Source organism: Haloprofundus sp. MHR1 (assembly GCF_005155585.1).
Classification (GTDB): domain Archaea; phylum Halobacteriota; class Halobacteria; order Halobacteriales; family Haloferacaceae; genus Haloprofundus; species Haloprofundus halophilus.
Window position 1 is genome coordinate 936,040 of sequence record NZ_CP039833.1, and the last position, 22,095, is coordinate 958,134.

20 protein-coding genes and 2 tRNA genes are annotated in these 22,095 nt (G+C 65.4%); 12 read left to right on the forward strand and 10 right to left on the reverse strand.

What is annotated here, in order from left to right; genetic code table 11:
- The first annotated feature begins 64 nt into the window (after positions 1 to 64).
- A complete protein-coding gene (locus FCF25_RS04685) occupies positions 65 to 493 on the forward strand; it encodes a universal stress protein (protein ID WP_117595003.1) in 429 nt (142 codons plus the stop codon).
- A gap of 29 nt (positions 494 to 522) precedes the next feature.
- On the opposite strand, the gene FCF25_RS04690 is transcribed toward FCF25_RS04685, so the two are convergent.
- From FCF25_RS04690 to FCF25_RS04700, 3 genes are all read right to left on the reverse strand, one after another.
- Positions 523 to 1,665 (reverse strand): DUF63 family protein, encoded by a 1,143-nt coding sequence (locus FCF25_RS04690; RefSeq protein ID WP_137047487.1) that lies wholly within the window; start codon positions 1,663 to 1,665, stop codon positions 523 to 525.
- Positions 1,666 to 1,792: 127 nt separating this feature from the next.
- Positions 1,793 to 2,242, reverse strand: a complete 450-nt coding sequence (locus tag FCF25_RS04695; protein WP_117595005.1) for an Lrp/AsnC family transcriptional regulator — start codon at positions 2,240 to 2,242, stop codon at positions 1,793 to 1,795.
- An 83-nt stretch (positions 2,243 to 2,325) separates the two neighbouring features.
- The gene (locus FCF25_RS04700; RefSeq protein WP_137047488.1) at positions 2,326 to 3,180 is read right to left on the reverse strand and encodes an inositol monophosphatase; all 855 of its coding nucleotides are present in this window, start codon (positions 3,178 to 3,180) and stop codon (positions 2,326 to 2,328) included.
- Between the two features lie 518 nt (positions 3,181 to 3,698).
- Between FCF25_RS04700 and FCF25_RS04705 the strand changes: the two genes are divergently transcribed.
- Both FCF25_RS04705 and FCF25_RS04710 read left to right on the forward strand, forming a co-directional pair.
- Entirely contained in the window at positions 3,699 to 4,322 is a 624-nt protein-coding gene (locus FCF25_RS04705; RefSeq protein ID WP_137047489.1) for an RNA ligase partner protein, read from the forward strand.
- Positions 4,323 to 4,406: 84 nt separating this feature from the next.
- The gene (locus tag FCF25_RS04710) at positions 4,407 to 4,703 is read left to right on the forward strand and encodes a hypothetical protein (RefSeq protein ID WP_137047490.1); all 297 of its coding nucleotides are present in this window, start codon (positions 4,407 to 4,409) and stop codon (positions 4,701 to 4,703) included.
- 331 nt (positions 4,704 to 5,034) lie between these two features.
- On the opposite strand, the gene FCF25_RS04715 is transcribed toward FCF25_RS04710, so the two are convergent.
- Positions 5,035 to 5,118, reverse strand: a tRNA-Leu gene (locus FCF25_RS04715).
- 133 nt (positions 5,119 to 5,251) lie between these two features.
- Between FCF25_RS04715 and FCF25_RS04720 the strand changes: the two genes are divergently transcribed.
- The 3 genes from FCF25_RS04720 to FCF25_RS04730 all read left to right on the forward strand — a co-directional run bounded on the left by FCF25_RS04720 (position 5,252) and on the right by FCF25_RS04730 (position 7,719).
- Positions 5,252 to 6,277: a DNA polymerase beta superfamily protein gene (locus tag FCF25_RS04720; RefSeq protein WP_137047491.1), complete on the forward strand. Its 1,026-nt coding sequence runs from the start codon at positions 5,252 to 5,254 to the stop codon at positions 6,275 to 6,277.
- Between the two features lie 67 nt (positions 6,278 to 6,344).
- Complete coding sequence (locus FCF25_RS04725; protein WP_137047492.1) at positions 6,345 to 6,824, forward strand: DUF309 domain-containing protein; 480 nt, start codon at positions 6,345 to 6,347, stop codon at positions 6,822 to 6,824.
- 91 nt (positions 6,825 to 6,915) lie between these two features.
- Entirely contained in the window at positions 6,916 to 7,719 is an 804-nt protein-coding gene (locus tag FCF25_RS04730) for a succinylglutamate desuccinylase/aspartoacylase family protein (RefSeq protein WP_137047493.1), read from the forward strand.
- A gap of 45 nt (positions 7,720 to 7,764) precedes the next feature.
- Here the strand turns inward: FCF25_RS04730 and FCF25_RS04735 are convergent, their stop codons facing one another.
- A complete protein-coding gene (locus FCF25_RS04735; protein ID WP_117595011.1) occupies positions 7,765 to 8,214 on the reverse strand; it encodes a UPF0179 family protein in 450 nt (149 codons plus the stop codon).
- A 69-nt stretch (positions 8,215 to 8,283) separates the two neighbouring features.
- Positions 8,284 to 8,670, reverse strand: a complete 387-nt coding sequence (locus FCF25_RS04740; protein WP_117595012.1) for a DUF5820 family protein — start codon at positions 8,668 to 8,670, stop codon at positions 8,284 to 8,286.
- A 545-nt stretch (positions 8,671 to 9,215) separates the two neighbouring features.
- Here FCF25_RS04740 and FCF25_RS04745 point away from each other — a divergent pair.
- From FCF25_RS04745 to FCF25_RS04770, 6 genes are all read left to right on the forward strand, one after another.
- The gene (locus tag FCF25_RS04745; protein ID WP_117595013.1) at positions 9,216 to 11,288 is read left to right on the forward strand and encodes a PrkA family serine protein kinase; all 2,073 of its coding nucleotides are present in this window, start codon (positions 9,216 to 9,218) and stop codon (positions 11,286 to 11,288) included.
- Positions 11,289 to 11,292: 4 nt separating this feature from the next.
- The gene (locus tag FCF25_RS04750) at positions 11,293 to 13,566 is read left to right on the forward strand and encodes a PrkA family serine protein kinase (RefSeq protein WP_137047494.1); all 2,274 of its coding nucleotides are present in this window, start codon (positions 11,293 to 11,295) and stop codon (positions 13,564 to 13,566) included.
- Positions 13,557 to 14,879, forward strand: a complete 1,323-nt coding sequence (locus tag FCF25_RS04755; protein ID WP_137047495.1) for a YeaH/YhbH family protein — start codon at positions 13,557 to 13,559, stop codon at positions 14,877 to 14,879. The genes FCF25_RS04750 and FCF25_RS04755 overlap by 10 nt, the downstream gene beginning before the upstream one ends.
- Positions 14,876 to 16,900 carry a SpoVR family protein gene (locus FCF25_RS04760; protein WP_137047496.1) on the forward strand — a complete coding sequence of 675 codons (2,025 nt, stop codon included), beginning with the start codon at positions 14,876 to 14,878 and terminating at the stop codon, positions 16,898 to 16,900. The genes FCF25_RS04755 and FCF25_RS04760 overlap by 4 nt, the downstream gene beginning before the upstream one ends.
- Positions 16,901 to 17,028: 128 nt before the next feature.
- A complete protein-coding gene (locus FCF25_RS04765) occupies positions 17,029 to 17,574 on the forward strand; it encodes a hypothetical protein (protein WP_117595017.1) in 546 nt (181 codons plus the stop codon).
- A gap of 128 nt (positions 17,575 to 17,702) precedes the next feature.
- Entirely contained in the window at positions 17,703 to 18,218 is a 516-nt protein-coding gene (locus FCF25_RS04770; RefSeq protein ID WP_137047497.1) for a hypothetical protein, read from the forward strand.
- A 44-nt stretch (positions 18,219 to 18,262) separates the two neighbouring features.
- Here FCF25_RS04770 and FCF25_RS04775 read toward each other — a convergent pair whose 3' ends face one another.
- From FCF25_RS04775 to FCF25_RS04790, 4 genes are all read right to left on the reverse strand, one after another.
- The gene (locus tag FCF25_RS04775; protein WP_232819747.1) at positions 18,263 to 18,790 is read right to left on the reverse strand and encodes a hypothetical protein; all 528 of its coding nucleotides are present in this window, start codon (positions 18,788 to 18,790) and stop codon (positions 18,263 to 18,265) included.
- Between the two features lie 248 nt (positions 18,791 to 19,038).
- Positions 19,039 to 19,113 (reverse strand) — tRNA-Glu (locus tag FCF25_RS04780).
- A gap of 60 nt (positions 19,114 to 19,173) precedes the next feature.
- Positions 19,174 to 21,147 carry a 3-hydroxyacyl-CoA dehydrogenase/enoyl-CoA hydratase family protein gene (locus tag FCF25_RS04785; RefSeq protein WP_137047498.1) on the reverse strand — a complete coding sequence of 658 codons (1,974 nt, stop codon included), beginning with the start codon at positions 21,145 to 21,147 and terminating at the stop codon, positions 19,174 to 19,176.
- A gap of 268 nt (positions 21,148 to 21,415) precedes the next feature.
- Complete coding sequence (locus FCF25_RS04790; protein ID WP_137047499.1) at positions 21,416 to 22,009, reverse strand: DNA-3-methyladenine glycosylase; 594 nt, start codon at positions 22,007 to 22,009, stop codon at positions 21,416 to 21,418.
- Between the last annotated feature and the right edge of the window lie 86 nt (positions 22,010 to 22,095).

A 22,095-nucleotide genomic window follows, 5' to 3' on the forward strand; every position in this document is an offset into this window, starting at 1 on the left:
GTCTCCAGTACCTATCGCGGACCGGATAGAAATATTCACACCTGCGAACGCTGACCGTTCTGTAATGACGTTGGTTGTCGTCCCGGTTCGGTACCCGTTGACCAGCCACTCGAAGGCGACGTTGCGCGAAGCGGTGCGCATCGCCGAGGAACGAGACGCCGAGCTGACCGTCCTCCACGTGAACCTCTACCAGAACGGCGAGAACGTCACCCGAGCGGAGCTGAAACGGGCCACGCAGGCGGAGTTCGGCCGCGTGTCGCGCGCCCGTTACGTCATCCGCCGCGGCTTCCTCGTCGAGGAGACGATTCTCGAAGAGGTCGCCGCCGAGGGCGCGGACATCGTCGTCATCGGGTCGAAACAGGCCGGGCGCTGGCGACGAATGCTCCGGAAGTTCCTGGACGACCCCGACATCGAGTCGTACCTCCGCGAGAAGCTCGACTGTACGGTCATCACCGTCCGCGCCGACGGCGAGACGAGTACGATAGCGGGCTGAGACGACGGGAAAACGGGGCCAGCGCCGATTCAGATACCGAACGTCGCTCGGAGCATGTCGCGGGTGCCCGGACCGAGTCCCACCGCGAGCGCAGCGATGAGGAGCAACATCGCGTAGCGCGGACTCTCCTCGAATATCTCCGGCTCGAAGATCCAGATGATGAACACCGCGGCGGCGAGTTTCACGAGCAGGAACGGCCACGCGTCGCCGGTCACCGCGAGCACCGACGCCGGCAGCACCGCGGCGGTGACGTCGACGATACCGGCGTTCACCGGATGCTTCGGGACGAGGTTCGGCCCCGCGCCGAGCGCCGGCATCCAGTCGAGACCGACGACGTTGGCGACGCCGTCGAGGGCGTGCCCCCAGATGAGCAGCAGACCGATGTAGGCGGTTCCGGCGTTGAGTTCGGGCCGGTACGTCTCGACGAGCCACCACGTGACGGCGGTGGCGACGGTGGTCGCGACGAGCATCACGGTGATGACCTGGGGGTAGAACGTGACGTACTCCGTCGTCGCCGCGAGGTAGCCGAGATACGCGAGCGTCACCGCGAGGACGACCGTCCCGATAGCCGCCAGCGGCCGGTAGAACTCGTCGAGCACGCCGCGGCGCGAGAGCGTCACGGTGGCGACGACGGCCGCGAGCGTGACGAAGAAGACGGTGAAGTAGATGAACGGGCTGATGATGAGCGCGCTCCAGGGGAACGGGATAGCGGGTTCGACGCCCGCGCGCATCGCCGCGATGCCCGCGTCTTCGACGACGCGGAGCGCCCCCCCGAACAGCATGAACGGGAACAGCGCGTAGAAGAGTTTACGACTCGTGCCGATGTCGAGGCGGCGAAGGAGCAGGACGACGCCGCCGAGCATCAGGAGGAGGGTGACGACGTAGCCGGCCTCCGAGACGAGCGTGTAGCCGGGGTAGGCGACGAAGCCCGTCGCGGACTGACACGCCGCGGCGCTGTCGAGGAGCGTCGTCGTGCCGTCGGCGCGGACGGCGCACGTCGCGCCTTCGCCGTCGGCGACGACCGGGCCCCAGAAGTAGTGCCAGAGGAAGCCATCGTAGACGATGCGGGGAAAGAGAAGCGACCCGCCGACGAGGGCGGCGAGGAGCGCGGCCATCGCCGCGAGCCACGTCCGCTCGGGGTTCGCCTCCACGCGGTCTGCGACCGTTGACATACCCGAACTGCCGGAGTGACGCGTGTTGAGGGTTCCGGTCTCGGGCGTTCGAGACGGATAGACGGGACTGCCGAGCGGCAGAACGAGCGAGTCGCCGCTCAGAGCGGCAGAACGGGCGAAGCGACGCTCAGAGCGGCACTCCGGCGCGTTCGTACTCCGTGCCGAGGATGACCATCGTCTGCGAGCGCGAGAAGCCGTCCATCGCCGCGATGTGGTCGAACATTAGTTCGCGCAGCCCCTCCGTGTCGGGGGCGAACACCCGGAGCATCACGTCCCACTCGCCGGTGGTCAGGTAGATCTCCTTGACTGCGTCGAGCTCTTCGAGGCGCTCCAGCGCCTCCGCCTCGTGGCCCTGTTCGACTCGGAGGCCGACCAGCGCCGACGTGCCGTATCCCGCCGCCTTCGGGTCGACTTTGGCGTGGTACCCCTCGATGACGCCGGCGTTCTCCATCCGACCCACCCGGTCGTGGACGGTCGCACTCGACATGTCGATTCGACGTGCGATCTCGCTGAACGGGGTGCGGGCGTCCTCCTGGAGGATGCGGAGAATCGCACGGTCCGTGTCGTCGAGTTCCATGCGCGCAACTGGACGGCCGGCGACTTCTGCCTACCGAATCGTGCAACCGGTCGGCAATCGTCGACGTTCGGCGGACCTCCCGGTCAGTCGTCCAGTTTCTCGATACCGCGGGCCGCGGCGAGCACCTCGTCGTGGACCGCGCCGTTGGAGGCGACGAGTCCCTTCGAGTCGTGTCGCCAGCGGTCGCCCTCCAGGTCGGTGACGGTGCCGCCCGCGCGCCGGACCATGTACACGCCGGCGACGGTGTCCCATGGGTTCGTGACGATGTTCGTTATCGTCCCCTCCAGCGACCCGTCGGCGACCATCGCCAGCACGGCCTGCGCACAGCCGAATCGCCGCATGTCGCCGAACCGCTCGACGATTTCGCGCGTCGCGGCCGCGTACTCGTCGCGGTGGTCGAAATCCCACCAGACTGTGGGGACGACGGTGCTCTTCTCGGGGTCGGTCTCGTCGCTCACCGAGACCTCGTGTCCGTTTCGGTAAACCGCGTCGGCGTCGGCGACGTACGTGTCGCCGAGTGCTGGGAGTGCGCTCGCGGCGGCGACGGGTTCGCCCTCGCGGACGGCGGCGACGGCCGTCGCCCAGATGCGGATGTTCCGGACGTAGTTGTTCGTCCCGTCGATAGGGTCGACGACCCACGCGTCGCCGTCGTCGGGGACGGCTTTGAGCGCGTCGTCGGCCCGCGGGCCTCGCCCGCTCGCTTCTTCCGTAGCCCGCGGCGCTACGCTCTCTTCCCCCACGAGTTCGTCTTCGGGGAAGGCGTCAGCGATGACGTCGGCGACGCGGGCCTGCGCGTCTCTGTCGGCCTGCGTGACAACGTCGGTCTTGCCCTCTTTCGTCTCTACGTCGATGCCGCGTCGAAAGCGGTCGAACGCGACTGCCGCGCCCGCCTCGGCGGCGCGTCGGGCGACGGCCGCGCGAAGTGAAACGTCTGCCATTGGTAGGTCGGCGGCCGACCGGACCGAATAGGCGTCGATTTCGATACGCGATACGTCGGCGGTGCGCACTCTGCGCGGTGAAAACGGGTTACGTCGACGCGACGCTCCGCGTCTCGGTGTGTGAGAAGGCGAGAATCACAAATTGGACTCGGACGGGGGACGTTTTCAGCCGCCCTAACGGCCCATCCGACTCACGTCGGTTTCGCGAACGCCGTTTTCACGTCGTCCGTTACTTGACCTTCTTCTGACCTCGTACGGCCAAATGCGGGCGGGGTCGGTTCTCCTGCGACGCGTTGACCTCGATTTCCTCTTACGGATTTCTTGGTGTTTGCGTCTAACCGCGTCCGGTGTGAACGGGTGCGGTCGTCCGGTGTATCCTTGCGACCCTCGCATACTGTGCTATGCTACCTACCAACATGAATCTTTTCTCACGGCCGGCGATACGTCGCCGTCGGTCCGACGAGTTTCCGTCGGGTCGCCACGGAGGTTCATGTACCGTCCCCGCCTATCGACGCTCGATGGCCGACTATCCGCTGAAACAGCGGTTCGTTCTCGACACCTCGCTGTTTCTCTCCGACGAGATTCGCGCGGAGGGCGAGACGATGGAGGACGCGCTCGTCCGACTGCTGGACACCTTGGCGCTGGCGAAACTCCGGCTCAACATCTCCTGTTACATGCCGCCGTCGGTGCACGACGAACTGATGGTCGTACTCCGGAACCGCGGCGTCGACGAGGAAGCGACGGCCCAGTTGAACACGTGGGTCATCCGTAAACACCCCTCGCGCTTCGAGGTGATGATTCCGGCCGAAGTCGTCTCGCGGTTCATGCGCGAGATGAGCTCCCGCGTCGACAGCGGGCTGCGCGTCGCCGAGGACGCCGTCCGCGACGCCGCCGAGGCGGGCGTCGCCGACGCTGCCATCTCGGACCTCCGTCACGACTACCGGAAGACGCTCCGACGCGGCGTCGTCGACTCGCAGGAGGACTTCGACCTGCTGGTACTCGCCCGCGAACTCGACGCCGGCGTCGTCACCGAGGACACGGGTATCATCGACTGGGCGGAGGACTTCGGCCTCCGCTACCTCCGCGGACGGGACTTCCCGAACCTGCTCGAAGCGTACCTCGACGCCAGTTTCGAGGTCTGAGACGCCGCACATCGGCCGTTCGAAGTAATTAACTCAGTTCTGAAATAGAGTAGTTTTATACCCGTCGACGTAGAACGCGTTCCCATGCACCCAGAAACTGCCGCTCGACAGCTGAAGTACCTCGCCGACACGCGCTTCGAGGAGGACAGTGCCAGTCACTGGGAGGAGTACGCCTACAACGACGTGTTCGAGTACGTCTACGAGAACGGCGAGCGCCAGCACATGACCGACCTGGTCAGTCGCATCTGCGAGGAGATGGACGACGGATGCCGACCGACCGCCGACGAAGCGCAGATGTTCGCCGACAGCCTCGTGACCGAGGGCGGACGACCGCTGACCGACGGCGGTTCCGGCAACGGAAGCTCGTCGCGAGCGCGGTGAAGCGACGGCGGCGAGAAGCAATCTGAAGGAGTTGTCGGCGGCGACGAGGCAGTAGGGTTCCCGCTTTTTCGGTGCTCAGTAGTTGCGTAGCGGCGTCGCTGGCGACGAGGATTCGGCAAGAGCAGTACGGCGAAGTCGCTCGGCGGTCGATTTCGACGAGAAGTTTTGCGAGGGAAGAGCGCTCCGAGAGCGGTCTTCCGCATCACGGGGGTGGACCCCGACGATGCGAGGGGAGGGATTTGAACTACGTCCGGACGCCGAGGCGACCGGCCTCATTCAAATCCTCCCGTTGTGCACGTTCACGCCGCCGCGTGAGTGCGGCGGCGATTAGTGCGAGGGGAGGGATTTGAACCCACGGACCTCTACAGGAGCGGATCTTGAGTCCGCCGCCGTTTCCGGGCTTGGCTACCCTCGCACGCAGTTTTCGGTGGAACCTCGGAACGCTAAAACGTTCCGGAACTCGCGGCACACCCGGGGTAGATACGGGTTCGGGAACGGAGAGCGAGCGTCCGAAACACCTACGCACTCGCCGAAACCATCCCGGAACCGTGACGACGATTCCGGCGGAGGCGCGAGAGCGAATCGAGGACGCGCTCCGCGAACTCGAAGCCGAACGCGATGTCTCGGTCGTGCTCGCCGTCGCTCGCGGGAGCCACGCGTGGGGGCTCGACTCGCCGGAGAGCGACTACGACGTGGGCGTCGTCTACGCGCCCCGCGACCTCCGGACGGGGTTTCACCTCTCCAAACCGCGCGACACCGTCGAGCGGACGTTCGGGGCCGACATCGAACTCTCGGGGTGGGGCGTGACGAAGTTCGCCACACTCCTCTCGCAGTCGAACGACGGGGCGATCGACGCGCTCCGGAGTCCGATTCGATACCGCGAGCGGTTCGACGCCGACACGCTCCGCGAGTACGTCGAGGCGACGTTCGACCCGGTGAGTCTCTACTACTGCTACCGCGGCATCGCGAAGTCGAACTACCGGAAGTATCTCTCGTGGCACCTCGTCGACAGCGAGAAGCAACTGTATCCCATCGTCGAGCGCACCGACGAGGCGTACGTCGTCCGCAGTCGCGGGAGCGACGGGGAGTTCACGATTCCGCGCCACCTCGTCGATAGCGAGGAACCGGCGCGTATCCCCGCCGAACACGTCGAGTCGAAATCGGCGAGCGGAGCGGAACGTCCGTCGCACGAGTTCGTCGAGCGAACCGTCCGGTCGACGAAGACCAGACAGACGGTGAAGCGAAACCTCGCGGTGCTCGTCGCGGTGATGAGCGCGCGATACCTCCTGGCCACGGGCGAAGAAGGAAGACACGAACTCCCGCACGTCGACGTCCCGACGTTCCTCGCCGAGCAAGCACCGGACGTCTTCGACGACGACCTGCTCGCGCTGGCCGAGGAACTGGTCGAGCGAAAGCGCCGGGGAGACGACGGAGAAATCGGCGACCGAATCGGCCCCGAGACGGCGACGCTCCCCGAGAAAATCGACTACGAGACGCACGCTCGACCCGGTCCGGACGCGTCGAAGTTAGACGAGTTCGTCGACGAGATGCTCGACGCCGCGGCGGAGCCGTAGCGCCGAGCGAGTCGAGCGGGCTTCGGACCACCGATGCAGTTACCCGTCTCGACGCGGACTCACCGATATGGACGAGCACACCCGCGACCCGAGCGTGGCCCCGCCGCTCGGCGACCCGACCGGGTGGCGCGCGGACAACCGGTGGGAACACGCTACGCTCCGCCGCGCCGTCGAACACGGCGTCCGCCTGTTCAACGCCGGCGAGTTCCACGAGAGCCACGACTGCTTCGAGGACGAGTGGTACAACTACGGCAGCGGCACCACCGAGAGCGCCTTCCTCCACGGGATGGTGCAGGTCGCCGCGGGGACGTACAAGCACTTCGACTTCGAGGACGACGACGGGATGCGCTCGCTGTTCCGGACCGCGCTCCAGTACCTCCGCGGCGTCCCGGACGACTTCTACGGCGTCGACCTGCCCGAGATCCGAGAGGCGATGCGGGCGGCGCTGGAGGACCCGACCGCGCTGGATGGCTTTCGCATCAGCCTCGACGACCACCGACCGACGGCGTACGAATCCGACTACGAGTACGCCGACCGTCTCGACTGAACTTTCCCGGTTCTCTCGGTGGCGTCGACGCGATGACAGCTCTCCGGGAGTTTCTAAAACGATATCACCGTCCCCCGCTTTGGCCACGTTCATGCGTGTTCACCAACTGGGTGAGGGGACACCCGAAGTCGCCGTCGTCGCCGGGATTCACGGCGACGAGCCGTGCGGTCCGCTCGCGGTCGAACGCCTGCTCGCCGAAGAGCCGACCGTCGAACGCCCCGTCAAACTCGTCGTCGCCAACGAGGAGGCGCTCGAACGCGGCGTTCGCTACCTCGACGACGACCTCAACCGCTCCTTTCCGGGGTCGGCCGACGCCGAGAGCCACGAGCGCCGCCTCGCGTACGACCTCGTCACCGAACTCCGCGACTGCACGGTGTTGGCGCTGCACTCCACGCAGTCGACGCCGCGACCGTTCGCCGTCGTCGACTCGGTCGACGCCGTCGCCCGCGCGGTCTGCCCGCACCTCCCGGTCGACGTGCTCGTCGAGACCGACGGCTTCGCGGAGGGTCGGCTCATCGACCACGCCCACACCGTCGAAGTCGAGTGCGGATTACAGGGCAGCGACGAAGCCGCCGAGAACGCCTACGACCTGATTCGCGGCTTCCTCGCGGCGACGGGCGTCCTCCCCGCCCCCGAGAGCGCCGACCGCCTGGACGCGGGGCTGAGCGACGAAGTGTCCGTCTTCCGACTGGCGGACAAGATACCGAAGCCGCCCGCCGGCGAGTACGAGGTGTTCGCGACGAACTTCGAGGCGGTCGAGGCGGGCGCACGGTTCGCCACCTACGACGGCGAAGAACTCGCCGCGGAAGTCGACTTCTACCCGGTGTTGCTCTCGCCGTACGGTTACCCCGACCTGTTCGGCTACACCGCCGAGCGGGTCGGCACCCTGGAGTGAGACGGCGAGAGAAAGCGACCCGACGCCGACGCGCCGAGAGTCGACTCAGTTCTCCTTCGGTTCCAGTTCGACGAGTGTCAGCGACCGGTCGAGGTGGCAGTAGTCGTGCGGCGGGTCGCCGACGATAGACTGGATGCGGTACTCCTCGTCGAAGTCGGCGCCGTCGGGTTCGCAGAACTCGTGGCTCGGACACTCGGTGTGCGGACACGGCCCCTGCAGGCGGGCTTTGCTCCCGGCGTACGCCCCCTTCGAGGGGACGTTCGCCGGAACCGGTGCGGGTTCGACTTCGACGGCGCGGACGCCCCCGTCGTGGACCGCGCATTCGAGGGTCTGAGTGTTCTCGCGGACGTCGAGGACGCGGTAGCGCGTCCCCTCCGAGAGGTTCAGACACTGCTTTCGGTACGGACACCCCTTGCAGGCGGTGGACTCGCCCTCGTAGACGAACTCTCGGCCCGGTTCCGCCAGGCGGGTGCCGATGAGCGTGACGGTCGACATGAGCGGGCGTTTGACGGCCTCGGTGTTAAGCCTCGCGTCCGTCGGACACCGGGTCGGCCGAGCCGACGCTCAGCTCTCGCGGCCGGTGAGTTCGTCGAGCTTCTCGAAGTACTCCTCGCGCGGAACCTGGTACAGCGACCGGTACTCCACCTCGCCGTCGGCGAACCGACGCGCGCACTCGACGGCGCCGTCGACGCCGGCCGCTCGGGAGTCGTACTCGGTGGTCTCGGCCTCGATCTCGGGCTCTAACAGGAGCGTCACGTGCCACGTGTCGGTCTCTATCTGGGAGGCACCCGGCCGCCGCTTCCGCGAACCGTTGCTGAGAAACACCGTCGGCATACAGGGGGCGGGGAACTGCTGGCTGTCGAACACGTCCGGTCGGTAGGCGAGAATCGCCCGGCCCTCCGGTTCGTCGTTCCAGACGGTCCACCCGTCGGGGAGCGCATCGAAGCTCATACGAGGGAGTTCGGTCGCCGAGCGGTTAAGCCGACCCGTTCGTCGTCGCGGGTCGCGTTCGACGCTCGGCGCCGGTCGGTCGCGGCTCCCGTCTCCCGGTATTACCCCTCGAAAGTGCGAGCGAGTACATAAATCTCTCTCGTGATAGGTTCGGGAGCGTCGTCCATCGTCGCTGCGTCTGCCTATTTCTCCGTTCCAATTTCGTGAACGGACCCGAAATTGGGAAAAGACTTATGTATGCTACTGACTCACACTCTAAATAGTCTCGGACAACTCCGAGGTGGATGCAGCAATCACCCTCCCCGCACCGCTCGCCAAACGAGAGCCGTTCTGTGTCGTTCGCAGTCGCCGATAACGTCGTCGTGCGCGAAGGAGGTGTGTCAAACGATGTCACGGACGAACGACTGTCGGCCACGACTACCACGCCCCACGGCGCGAGCGACGCGTCAGCGGACCGGCGAGTCGCGGCCGGTCGTCGCGCGACGGAGCTTTCGTCCGCGACAGGCGCCCGTCCGCAGACTACACGAGACTCCGTCAGTGATACAATGAACGGCGAAATCGAAACCCTCGAAGACCTGAGCCAGCACTACCAGGACTCCGTGCCAGCGGACCTCCGCGAGGCGAACACGTTCGACTGGTACCTGCGCGAACTGTACGACGACCCGCGCATCGCTCGCAACGCCCACCAGCGCGTTGCCGACATGTTCGACTACTACGGCACCGAGTACGACGAAGACGCCGGTGTCGTCGAGTACCTCATGGCGTCGGAAGACCCCCTCCACGAGGGCGAGAACATCTTCTACGGCCGCGAGGTCCACGAGTCCATCCACGAGTTCGTCAACAAGGTGAAAAGCGGCGCTCGCGGACTCGGCCCCGAGAAGCGTATCAAACTCCTTCTCGGCCCGGTCGGGTCCGGCAAGTCGCACTTCGACCTGATGGTCCGACGCTACTTCGAGGACTACACGATGCGCGACGAGGGTCGGATGTACACCTTCCGGTGGACGAACCTCTGCGACGTCATCCGCGACCAGGACCCCGCCGACGACACCGTCCAGTCGCCGATGAACCAGGACCCCATCGTGTTGCTTCCGCAGGAACAGCGCGACAGAGTCATCGAGCGACTGAACGAGAACCTCGACGCGCCGTACACCATCCGCAACGAGCAGTCGCTCGACCCCGCCAGCGAGTTCTACATGGACAAACTGCTGGCGGAGTACGACGACGACCTCCAGTCGGTGTTGGAGAACCACGTCGAGATCATCAGACTCGTCGCCAGCGAGAACAAGCGGCAGTGCATCGAGACGTTCGAACCGAAGGACAAGAAGAACCAGGACGAGACGGAACTGACGGGCGACGTCAACTACTCGAAGCTCGCGGTGTACGGCGAGTCCGACCCGCGCGCGTTCGACTACTCGGGTGCGTTCTGTAACGCCAACAGGGGTCTGTTCTCCGGCGAGGAGCTGCTGAAACTCCAGCGGGAGTTCCTCTACGACTTCCTGCACGCGAGTCAGGAACAGACCATCAAGCCGAAGAACAACCCCCGAATCGACATCGACCAGGTCATCGTCGGGCGGACGAACATGCCCGAGTACCGCGACAAGAAGGGCGACGAGAAGATGGAGGCGTTCAACGACCGGACGAAACGCATCGACTTCCCGTACGTCCTCGAGTACACCCAGGAGGCCGAAATCTACCGCAAGATGTTGCGCAACGCCGACGTGCCGCACATGCACATCGAACCGCACGCGATGGAAATGGCGGGACTGTTCGGCGTGCTGACGCGCATCACCGAACCCGACGGCGAGCGCATCTCGCTGACGCAGAAGGCGAAAGCGTACAACGGCGAGATAGACGACGGCGACGACGTGGACGTGAAGAAGCTCCGCGAGGAGGGAGAGTCGAAAGCCGACATCGCCGAGGGGATGGAGGGCGTCTCCGCCCGCTTCATCGGCGACGAGATCGCCGAGGCCATCATGGACTCGACGCACCGCGGCCGCGACTACCTCAGCCCGCTCTCCATCTTCACGCATTTCGAGGAGAATCTGGAGAACCACGGCTCCATCCCCGAGGAGAACGTCGAGCGCTACCACCGCTACCTGGAGATGGTGCGCGACGAGTACAAGGAGCGCGCCATCGAGGACGTGCGCCACGCGCTCGCCTACGACTTAGACGAGATTCAGCGGCAGGGCGAGAAGTACATGGACCACGTGATGGCGTACATCGACGACGCCACCGTCCGCGACGAACTCACCGGCCGCGAGCAGGACCCCGACGAGAAGTTCCTCCGCTCCGTCGAGGAGAAACTGGAGATTCCCAGCGACCGCAAGGACGACTTCCGCCAGGAAGTGAGCAACTGGGTTTCGCGGCGCGCCCGCGAGGGCACGTCGTTCAACCCCCAGGACAACGACCGCCTCCGCCGCGCACTGGAGCGCAAACTGTGGGAGGACAAGAAGCACAACATCAACTTCTCCGCGCTGGTGTCGGCGAACGAACTGGACGACGACGAGCGCAACGCCTGGATAGACGCGCTCGAAGAGCAGGGCTACTCCCGCGAGGGGGCGCGCGAAGTACTCGAGTTCGCCGGCGCGGAGGTGGCCAAAGCCGAACTTGAGACGTAAACCCATGCGCGAAGATTACATTCGCGCCGCCGACGCCGAGTTGCGCGGCGCGTACGAGGAGCCGATGAGCCTCGAAACGTACGTCGACGCGGCGTTCGAGTCGCCCTCCATCGCCTCGCACGCCTCGAAGTACCTCTTAGAGGCCATCGAGTCGATGGGGACGCGGACCGTCGTCGAAGAGGGCGAGGAGCGTCGGCGCTACCGTTTCTTCGACGACCCCCACAACGACGGCGAGCACGCCATCCTCGGCAACACCGAGGTGCTCAACGGCTTCGTCGCCGACCTCAGAACCATCGCCGCCGACCGCGGCAAGAGCGAGAAGATTCTCTGGTTCGACGGGCCGACGGCGACCGGGAAATCGGAGCTAAAGCGGTGTCTCATCAACGGGCTTCGGGAGTACTCGAAGACCCCCGAAGGACGGCGCTACACCGTCGAGTGGAACGTCTCGACGGCCTCCGACACCCGGGGACTGAGCTACGGCGGCGACGAGTCGGGCGAGAACGAGGACAACTGGTACGAGAGTCCGGTGCAGGTCCACCCGCTGACGGTGTTCCCGCCGGACGTGCGCGAAGCGCTCCTGACGGATCTGAACGACTCGTCGGGCGACCACATCCCGACGGTCGTCGACGAGGAGCTCGACCCGTTCTCGCGGGAGGCGTACTCCTACCTCGAAGAGCAGTACCGCCGCAACGGGAAGGTCGACCTGTTCTCGGCGGTGGCCGACACGCGCCACCTCCGCGTGAAGAACTACGTCGTCGACGTGGGCAAGGGCATCGGCGTGCTGCACTCCGAGGACGACGGCAGTCCGAAGGAGCGACTCGTCGGCAGTTGGATGCCGGGGATGCTCCGCGAACTCGACTCGCGGGGGCGAAAGAACCCGCAGGCGTTCAGCTACGACGGGGTGCTCTCGCAGGGCAACGGCCTCCTCACCATCGTCGAGGACGCCACCCAGCACTCCGATCTGCTCCAGAAACTGCTGAACGTCCCCGACGAGGGGCGCGTGAAGTTGGACAAGGGCATCGGGATGGACCTCGACACGCAGTTGCTCATCATCTCCAACCCCGACCTGGGCGTCGAACTCGACAAGTTCGCCGACCGGAACGGGCGCGACCCGCTGAAGGCGCTGAAGCGCCGCCTCGACAAACACGAGTTCCGCTACCTCACGAACCTGAGTCTCGAAAGCCAGCTCATCCACCGGGAGCTGACGAGCGAGACGGCGGTGTGGGAGGACGTCGACTACAGCGAAATCGAAGCGCGCATCCGCGAACCGGTCACCGTCTCGGTGCGCGACGAGGGCGGCACCGTCGTCGACCGCGAACTCGCGCCCCACGCCGTCGAGGCGGCGGCGCTGTACAGCGTCGTCACGCGCCTCGACGGCGAGGACCTCCCCTCGGGACTGACGCTGGTCGACAAGGCGCTGCTGTTCGACCGCGGCTACCTGCAGGAGGGCGACGAGCGGCGAACCGTCGACGACTTCGAGTTCGACCGCGACGGCGAGGAGGGGACCCACGGCATCCCCGTGACGTACACCCGAGACACCGTCGCCGACCTGCTCCAACGCGAGAGCGAGCGCGCCCACGCCGACCTCCCGGTCGAACGGGTCGTCATGCCGGACGACGTGCTCGACGCGATGGCCGACGGACTCCGAGCCGCACCGGTGTTCTCTCGCGGCGAGGTCGCCGAGTACGAGTCGCGCCTCGCGAGCGTCAAGGGCTACATCTTCGACCAGCAGGAGCGCGACGTGCTCGACGCCATCCTCGCGGAGAAACACGTCGAACAGGAGACGGTCGCCGAGTACGTCGAACACGTGTACGCGTGGGCGGGCGACGAGGAGATAGAGACCGAACGCGGCCCCGTCGAAGCCGACGCGCTGCTGATGAAACTGTTCGAGACCGAACACCTCGGCCGGTTCGACGACGACGCGTACACCGGTAACGACCCGTCGCCCCAGGTGGCGCGATTCCGCCGCGAGAAGGTCATCTCCGCGCTGAACCGCTACGCGTGGGAGAACCGCGACGAAGGGTTCGCGGTCCACAAGGTCGACTTCACCGAGATTCCGGTCATCCGGGCCGTCTTAGAGAACCACGAGTGGAGCGACGTGCAGCGCCTGTTCGAGGACTTCGACCCGCGCCAGTGGGAGGACCCGCCGGCGAACACCGAGACGGCGCGGCTGAAGGAGAAAACCGTAGAGCGGATGGCGAAAGCGGGCTACTCGGCGGCCAGCGCCGAGTTAACCAGCCGGAAGGTGATGCGAGAGGTGAGCTACAGATGGGACTGAGAGACGACCTCGAACGGTTCCGCGAAGTCGGCGAAGAGCGCCGCGAAGACCTCGAAGAGTTCATCAGCTACGGTGACCTCGGCGGGTCGGGCGCGAACAGCATCAACATCCCCATCAAGGTGGTGGACCTCCCGGAGTTCGCCTACGACGTCCGCGACCGCGGCGGCGTCGGACAGGGACAGGGAGGGACGCCCGACGTGGGCCAGCCCGTCGGCCCGCCGCAACCCGGTGACGGCGACGGCGACGAGGAGGGCGACCCCGGCGAGGAGGGTGCAGACCACGAGTACTACCAGATGGACCCCGAGGAGTTCGCCCAGGAGCTCGACGAGCAGCTCGGATTAGACCTCGAACCCAAAGGCAAGGAGGTCATCGAGGAGATAGAGGGCGACTTCACCGACGTGACGCGAAGCGGCCCGAACAGCACGCTCGACTTCGAGCGCCTGTTCAAGGAGGGGCTGAAGCGCAAGCTCTCGATGGACTTCGACGAGGAGTACGTCAGAGAGGCGCTGAAAGTCGAGGGCAAGGACGCCGAAGACGTGTTCCGCTGGGCCCGAGAGAACAACATCCTCGTCTCGTGGGCGTGGGTCGACGACGCCTACGGCGACGTTCCCGACGACGAGCGCGACAAGTGGTCGAGCTTCGAGGAGATGGAGGAGAACGTCGAACGGACGACCACGCTCCAGCGCATCCGCCGCGAGGGCCTGCGCGAGGTGCCGTTCCGCCGCGAGGACGAGCGCTACCGCCACCCCGAGATAATCGAGAAGAAGGAGAAGAACGTCGTCGTCGTCAACATCCGCGACGTGTCGGGGTCGATGCGCGAGAAGAAGCGCGAACTCGTCGAGCGGACGTTCACGCCGCTCGACTGGTATCTGACCGGCAAGTACGACAACGCCGAGTTCGTCTACATCGCCCACGACGCCGAGGCGTGGCAGGTCGAACGCGAGGAGTTCTTCGGCATCCGCTCGGGCGGCGGCACGAAGATTTCCTCTGCGTACGAACTCGCCGCGGCGATTCTCGAAGAGGAGTACCCGTGGCACGAGTGGAACCGCTACGTGTTCGCGGCGGGCGACAGCGAGAACTCCTCGAACGACACGACCGAGAACGTCGTGCCGCTGATGGAGGATATTCCGGCGAACCTGCACGCGTACGTCGAGACGCAACCCGGCGGCAACGCCATCAACGCGACGCACGCCGAGGAGGTCGAACGGGCGCTCGGCGGCAACGGGAACGTCGTCGTCGCGCGCGTCTCGCGCCCCGAGGACGTGATCGACGCCATCTACGACATCCTGAGCACGGAGGACGACGACCAATGAGACCGAACCGACTGACGGCGAGAAAGGAAGCGACGAAACTCGAAGAACCGACGCGCGAGGCGGCGAAACTCGCGCGAAAGCTCGGCCTCGAACCGTACCCGGTGAACTACTGGGTCGTCAGCTACGACGAGATGAACGCGCTCATCGCCTACGGCGGCTTCCAGACCCGGTACCCGCACTGGCGCTGGGGGATGACGTACGACCGCCAGCAGAAACAGGACCAGTTCGGGATGGGCAAGGCGTTCGAGATCGTCAACAACGACGACCCGAGCCACGCGTTCCTCCAGGAGTCGAACACGCTGGCCGACCAGAAGGCGGTCATCACCCACGTCGAGGCCCACGCCGACTTCTTTGCCAACAACAGTTGGTTCGGACTGTTCGGCGGCGACCTCGACGCCGCGGCGATGCTCGAACGCCACTCCGAGGCCATCGCGAACTACATGGAGGACCCCGAAATCGACCGCGCGGAGGTCGAGAAGTTCATCGACGCGGTGCTCTGCTTGGAGGACTGTATCGACCAGCACCGCCCGTTCGACGAGGCGGCCGACCCCCGCGAGCGGACGACGCCCGAGGACCTCCGCGAGCGACTGGAGGGGATGAACATCTCCGACGAGGTGCGCAGACAGGTGTTCGACGAGGAGTGGCTCGACCGACTGGCCGAGGCCGAGGAGGCCGCCGCCGACCTCACCGACCCGCAGAAGGACGTGCTCGGCTACCTCCAGCAGCACGGGATGCAGTACGACGAGGAGGAGGGGAGAGCCGCCGAGATGGAGCCGTGGCAGCGCGACGTGCTCGACATGCTGCGGACGGAGGCGTACTACTTCGCCCCGCAGAAGATGACGAAGGTGATGAACGAGGGGTGGGCCGCCTACTGGGAGTCGCTGATGATGGGCGAAGAGCGGTTCGCGGGCGAGAACGAGTTCCTGCTGTACGCCGACCACCAGGCGAAGGTACTCGGGTCGCCGGGGCTGAACCCGTACAAACTCGGCAAGGAACTGTGGGAGTACATCGAGAACACGACGAACCGCCGGGAGGTGGCCGACAAACTCCTCCGCGTCGAGGGCGTCTCGTGGCGCAACTTCCACGAAGTCGTCGACTTCGACGAGGTGCAGGAGCTCCTGCAACCGAACCCCGCGCTCGACGGCATCCGTCCGGACACGCTGGACGAACTCGTCGCCCTGGGCGACGACCCGCGCGTCGACGCCGAGACGCTCGACCGAGCGGTTTCCGAGTACGCCGACAACGAACTCGACGAGGACGAACGAACCGTCGACGTCGACAAGTACCCGTGGAAGGTCCTCACCTACGAGGGACTCGCCGAGCGGCATTTCTCGCTGGTCAAACCCCAAAACCGGGGCTTCCTCGGCCGCATCCGGCGCTCGGAACTCGAACAGCTCTCGCGCTACATGTTCGACGACGAGCAGTACGCGACGGTCGAGGAGGCGCTCGCGGATATCGACCACGCCGCCGGGTGGGACCGGATGCGCGAGATCCGCGAGAGTCACAACGACGTGACGTTCCTCGACGCGTTCCTCACGCAGGAGTTCGTCACGACCAACCACTACTTCACCTACGAGTTCACCCGCGCCAGCGGTGACTTCCGCGTGACGAGCACCGACTACCAGGACGTGAAGAAGAAACTGCTGCTGCAGTTCACGAACTTCGGCAAACCCACCGTCGCCGTCTACGACGGCAACTACGGCAACCGGAACGAACTGCTCTTGGGCCACCAGTACAACGGCATCATGCTCGATTTGGGCGAGGCCAAGCAGGTGCTGAAGCGGACGTACGACCTGTGGGGCCACCCGGTGAATCTGATGACGATCATCAAAGAGTACGACGACCACGACGTCGAGGTGGCCCGCCGGCGTAACCGCGAACCGACGCCCGTCGAGAACGGTATCCGTATCCGCTACGACGGCGAGACGTTCGAGCACCACGACCTCGAACCGGAGCTGAGAGAGCGGATCGCCGCCGGCGACATCGACTACGACACGAAACCCGACGAGTGGCTCTCGTAGGGACCTCTTCGGCGTACTGTCCCCGAACTCTCGGCCGTCGTTCCCCCCTTCCCGTATTTTTCTTCCCGGAGAAAAGCACAAAGAAATCCGATAGCTTCTTGTTATTTCAGTGGAGACGAATGGCTATCATGGGAGCAGCGCTCCGACGGCGACAGAGGGGGAGCGACCGGCAGAAGTCGCTCGCGGAGACGGACATCTACGACGTGTTGAAAAACGAGCGTAGACAGCACGTCGTCGAACTGCTCGCGGACCGAGCAGAGACGCAGTCGGTCAGAGCGCTCTCCGAGCACATCGCTTCGATCGAGACGGACAGCGACACTCCCCCACGCAACGTCCGTCACAGCGTCTACGTCTCGCTCTGCCAGACGCACATCCCGAAACTCGACGACCTCGGTATCGTCGACTACGACGCCGACGCGAAAGACGTCGCTCCCGGACAGCACACCCAGACCGTCGCCGCGTATCTGCTGGACACGCCCGCCGACCGGTCTCGACACGACGAGTACTATCTCGGTTTCGGCGTCCTCGGGTCCGCGCTCGTCGCCGCCGGCGTACTCGGCGCACCCGTCCTGTCGGCCGCTCCGGCAGTCGTCGGGTTGGCGTTTCTGGTGCTGACGGCGCTCGCGGCCGGCTTTTTCGTCGCCCGTAGTCGCTTTCCGGCGCTCCGACGCTGAGACGGGACGTTCGTCACCTCCCGAACGTGGTCTCGGGGTACAGTCGTATCGCCTCGCCCCCTGCCAGACGGCGTAACGCACCAACACGGTACGCGGTTCCGACACTCCCGACACATGACAACCCGCCGATGACGCGAACGGAGACCGAGAAGCCACCGGCCGACCAACTCTCCGAAGCCGACGTTCACGACGTCCTTCGGAACGACCGGCGACGGCTGACGCTCGAACGACTCGCCGAAACCGGCGAGGAGACCGTTCGGGACCTCTCCGAGCACATCGGCGCGATAGAGTCCGGCGAAGACCCGCCGCCGCGGAACGTGAGACAGAGCGTCTACATCTCCTTGCACCAGACGCACCTGCCGAAACTCGACGACCTCGGCGTCGTCGACTACGACGACAACTCGAAGAACGTCTCGCTGGAGGCCAACGCCGACCGAGTGCTCGCCTACATGCGATTCTCCGGAACCGACGACCCCGACGCCCCGCCGTACGCGTTGGGCATCGGTGTGTTGGGCTTACTGCTTATCGCTCTCTGGATGTCTCTCCCCGATACCGTCGGTCCCGTCGTCGCCGCGGGATGTGCACTGCTCTTCGCCGTTCTCACGGCGTACGAAGCGCATACGTATCTCTCTCGGGACGAGTAATACCGACGCGGGAAGTACGGAGTGCTGCGCCGAACCGGACCCACTCAGCGCGTATCGAGAAGTCGTCTCAAGCGTCCCTCGCGCTCGGGAGCGGTCGATGCGAGTTCGGCCGGGAGCTCGGTCGCGCCGAGTCGCGTCCGCCGCATCCGGTAGGCGTGGACGCTCGCCGAGACCAGCAGTGTCCCCGCGATGAGTGCCGCGTACGTGAGGTCCGAGACCTGCGTGAACGGCGGCACTCCGGCACCGGTCGCCGCGAGCGCGGCCAACGAGACGCTCGCCAACCCGAGGTAGTACTGGCTCCACGAAACGTCGTCGCGCTCGACGACTTCGAGGTACGCGTCGAGTTCCGTCGCTCGCTCGGTGAGCGTCGCCACCCCCCGACCCTGTTCGTAGTCGATGATGCCGTAGCTGTCGAGCTTCGGTAGATGCGTCTGGTGCAACGAGGTGTAGACGCGCTTTCGCTGCTTGTACGTCAACTCCTCGATGCGACAGTCGTTCTCCCAGGCGGCGACCTGCTCGGCCAACTCGCGGATAGTGAGCGGTTCGCCGACCCGCTTGAGGTGGTGCAACACGTACCGGCGCCGGTGGTTCGATAGTATCGAAAAAGAGACGTCTCTCGACAGTCGCTCCTCGGAAGGCTGCTCGGTTGGACGACCCGTTAGTAGCTCCGTGTTCGCCATTGTACTCCCCTATCGACAGTTCTATTCGGTGACCGAGTATTATCTGTTTGGGAGAATTTCAATATAGTTATAGTATACTACAAAACAGAAGATACCGGAGAGAATCGACGCTGTAGCTCCGAGTGCGGCGTCGGAAGAAGTGCTCGGTAGGGGATTTGAACCCCTGTCCTCGGCTCGAAAGGCCAAGATGATTGGCCGGACTACACCAACCGAGCGACGTTCTCAACTGTCGCCCAGAGAAGTTTAAAGATTCCGTTACGCCGTCGGTGTGCGTGTTATTTCCCCTCGAACTCCGGTTCGCGGTCGCTGGAGAAGGCCATGACTCCCTCCATCAGGTCGTCGGTCGTAAACAGGATGCCGAACGCCTGCGCTTCGACCTCCAGTCCGGCCTCGGTGTCCTCCCAGCCGCGGTGCATCGCGCGCTTCGTGTAGCGCTGGGCGATGGGCGGACCGCCGGCGAGCGACTGCGCGAGTTCCATCGCCTCGGCTTCGAGTTCGTCGTTGTCGACGACGCGGTTGAGGAAGCCGTAGTCGGCCATCGTCTCGGCGTCGTAGCGCTCCGCCGTGAAGATTATCTCCTTCGCGCGGCCGGTGCCGACGATGCGCTGGAGGCGGACGGTGCCGCCCCACCCCGGTAGAAGGCCGAGGTCGTGTTCCGGCTGGCCGAGTTCGGAGCGCTCGGTGGCGATGCGGAGGTCCGCGCACGCGGCGAGTTCCATTCCGCCGCCGAGACAGTAGCCGTCGATGCCGACGACGACGGGCTTGTCGCACTCTTCGAGTTTGCCGAACGTCTGCTGACCCTTCCGCGAGAGTTCGACGGCCGGAATCGGGTCCGCGCCGCCGGCGGCCATGCTCGTCACGTCGGCTCCAGCGGAGAACGCTCGGTCGCCGGCGCCGGTCAGGAGGATGGCGCGCACCTCGTCGTCCTCGCTCAGCGCGTCGATGGCGTCGGAGAGGTCGTCCATCAGGTCGCCGCTGATGGTGTTGAGGCGGTGCGGTCGGTCGAGGACGACGTGAGCGACGGTCCCTTCCATCTCGACGCGGACGTTGTCGAACTCCAGGGAACCCTCCTCGCCGTCGTCGCCGCCGTGGAACCCTTCGCCCGATTCGGCGAGTTCGCGGAGGTAGTCGACCACCTCGTAGCGTTCCGCGTCGGTCTCCTCGCGCAGTTCGTCGAGCGTCTCGACGAGCGTCGAGAGACCCGCGTCGTCGGCCATCTTCGCCGGACCGTCCGGGAAGCCGCCGCCGAGCATCACCGCGCGGTCGATGGCGTCGGCGTCGGCGACGTCGTTCTCGACGAGCGCCGCGACTTCGTTGGCCATCACGGCGAGCAGTCGGTGCTTCACGTCGTCGCGGGCGGCGTCCGTCGGCACGTCGACGCCGCCGTTCTCGTAGTCGTAGAAGCCCTTGCCGGTCTTCTTGCCGAGGTTCTCGTTTTCGACTTTCTCCGCGAGGAGGGGACACGGTTCGTAGGCGTCACCGAGCACCTCGTGCATGTATTCGAGGACGTGGTAGCCCACGTCGATACCGACCTGGTCTGCGAGTTCGAAGCTGCCCATCGGCAGGCCGATGTCGAACTTCGTCGTGCTGTCGACCTCCTCGACGGTGGCGACGTCGTCGTGGACGATCCACGCCGCCTCGTTCATCAGCGGGACGAGGATGCGATTGACGATGAAGCCCGGACTGTCCTTGCGGACGCGGACCGGCGATTTCCCCATCGACTCGGCGAGACCTTCCACGAGGTCCATCGTCTCCTCGTCGGTGTGCGCGCCGGAGATGACTTCGACCAGCGGCATCCGGACGGGGGGATTGAAGAAGTGCATCCCGCAGAACCGCTCGGGTCGTTCGGTCACCTCCGAGAGTTCGGTGATGGAGAGACTCGACGTGTTCGTCGCGAAGACGGTGTGGTCGGGGGCGTTCGCCTCCAGTTCCCCGTAGACGTCCTTCTTTATCTCCATCTTCTCGGGGACGGCCTCGATGACCACGTCGGCGTCGGCGACGGCGTCGCCGAGGTCGACGACGGGCGTGACCCGTTCGAGCGCGGCGTCGGCTTCCTCCTCGGTTAGCTGGTCTTTCTCGGCCAGCTTCCCGAGACTCCACTCGATCTGGTCGTAGCCGTTCCGGACGAACTCCTCGTTGATGTCGCGCAGCACCACGTCGTAGCCGGCGAGCGCCGCGACCTCCGCGATGCCGTGGCCCATGTTCCCCGCACCGAGAACGGTGATACTGTTGACGTCATCCAGTTCCATGGCCGAATCCTCGGTTGCCGTCAGTTTCAACGTTTCCCTCGTGGATTCGGACAACTCCGTTTCAGTTTACGCAAATGGTTCGTGGAGATTCTGCCGGTCGGCCGGTAGAGCGGGGGAAAACGCGGCGGACGGCGACGCACCGTCCGACCGGCCGAGCGAGTCGAGGGTGATGCGGCGCGAGTCGGAAACGATGCTGCGAGAATCCGAGGCGATTCGGTGGAAGCCGAGAGCGACGCAGCAGGAGTCGGGAGCGACGCGGCGCGAACGCTCAGGAGTCGGATTCGTACTCGGCCCAGATGTACTTCGTCGCGACCGAACGGAACGGCCGCCACGCTTCGGCGACTTCTCGCATCTCCGCGCGCGTCATCTCCTCGCCGTCGCCGTACAGCAGTTCGATACCTCGTCGGACGGCGAGGTCCCCCAGCGGCAGGACGTCCTCTCGCTCGAGGACGAACAGGAGGTACATACGCGCGGTCCACTCGCCGACGCCTTTGATTTCGGTGAGTCGGTCGACGACCTCGTCGTCGGTGTGTGCGGCCAACCCCTCCTTCGTGTAGTCGTTTCGCCGGAACGCCCGGGCGGCGTTGCGCAGATACTCGGTCTTCATCCGCGAGAGCCCCGCGTCGCGCAGCGCCGCCTCGTCGGCGTCCAGCACCGCCTCCGGCGTCACGTCGCCCTCCAGCAGCTCGAAGACGCGCTCTCTGACGGCGGCGGCGCTCGCGGTGGAGAGCTGTTGGTTGATGATGGAGATGCAGAGTCGCTCGTACTCGCTCCAGTTCGGTTCGGAGTAGGGGTCGTGTCTGTCGATGAGTTCCGCCATCACAGGGTCTCGGCGGAGCACGGTTTCGGCCTCGTCGGTCATACTGTGGATGGTCGAATCACGGGGTGCGGAGGCAAATGCGTCCCGATTCCGACACTCGCGAGGGGAGACGCAGCGAAACGGCAGTA

Coding starts and splice junctions, on each gene's coding strand:
- FCF25_RS04770 (WP_137047497.1), top strand. CDS start 17,703: ATGACGCGAACGGAGACCGAGAAGCCACCGGCCGACCAACTCTCCGAA.
- FCF25_RS04755 (WP_137047495.1), top strand. CDS start 13,557: ATGGGACTGAGAGACGACCTCGAACGGTTCCGCGAAGTCGGCGAAGAG.
- FCF25_RS04685 (WP_117595003.1), top strand. CDS start 65: ATGACGTTGGTTGTCGTCCCGGTTCGGTACCCGTTGACCAGCCACTCG.
- FCF25_RS04760 (WP_137047496.1), top strand. CDS start 14,876: ATGAGACCGAACCGACTGACGGCGAGAAAGGAAGCGACGAAACTCGAA.
- FCF25_RS04785 (WP_137047498.1), bottom strand. CDS start 21,147: ATGGAACTGGATGACGTCAACAGTATCACCGTTCTCGGTGCGGGGAAC.
- FCF25_RS04765 (WP_117595017.1), top strand. CDS start 17,029: ATGGGAGCAGCGCTCCGACGGCGACAGAGGGGGAGCGACCGGCAGAAG.
- FCF25_RS04745 (WP_117595013.1), top strand. CDS start 9,216: ATGAACGGCGAAATCGAAACCCTCGAAGACCTGAGCCAGCACTACCAG.
- FCF25_RS04725 (WP_137047492.1), top strand. CDS start 6,345: ATGGACGAGCACACCCGCGACCCGAGCGTGGCCCCGCCGCTCGGCGAC.
- FCF25_RS04750 (WP_137047494.1), top strand. CDS start 11,293: ATGCGCGAAGATTACATTCGCGCCGCCGACGCCGAGTTGCGCGGCGCG.
- FCF25_RS04700 (WP_137047488.1), bottom strand. CDS start 3,180: ATGGCAGACGTTTCACTTCGCGCGGCCGTCGCCCGACGCGCCGCCGAG.
- FCF25_RS04735 (WP_117595011.1), bottom strand. CDS start 8,214: ATGTCGACCGTCACGCTCATCGGCACCCGCCTGGCGGAACCGGGCCGA.
- FCF25_RS04790 (WP_137047499.1), bottom strand. CDS start 22,009: ATGACCGACGAGGCCGAAACCGTGCTCCGCCGAGACCCTGTGATGGCG.
- FCF25_RS04740 (WP_117595012.1), bottom strand. CDS start 8,670: ATGAGCTTCGATGCGCTCCCCGACGGGTGGACCGTCTGGAACGACGAA.
- FCF25_RS04730 (WP_137047493.1), top strand. CDS start 6,916: ATGCGTGTTCACCAACTGGGTGAGGGGACACCCGAAGTCGCCGTCGTC.
- FCF25_RS04690 (WP_137047487.1), bottom strand. CDS start 1,665: ATGTCAACGGTCGCAGACCGCGTGGAGGCGAACCCCGAGCGGACGTGG.
- FCF25_RS04695 (WP_117595005.1), bottom strand. CDS start 2,242: ATGGAACTCGACGACACGGACCGTGCGATTCTCCGCATCCTCCAGGAG.
- FCF25_RS04705 (WP_137047489.1), top strand. CDS start 3,699: ATGGCCGACTATCCGCTGAAACAGCGGTTCGTTCTCGACACCTCGCTG.
- FCF25_RS04710 (WP_137047490.1), top strand. CDS start 4,407: ATGCACCCAGAAACTGCCGCTCGACAGCTGAAGTACCTCGCCGACACG.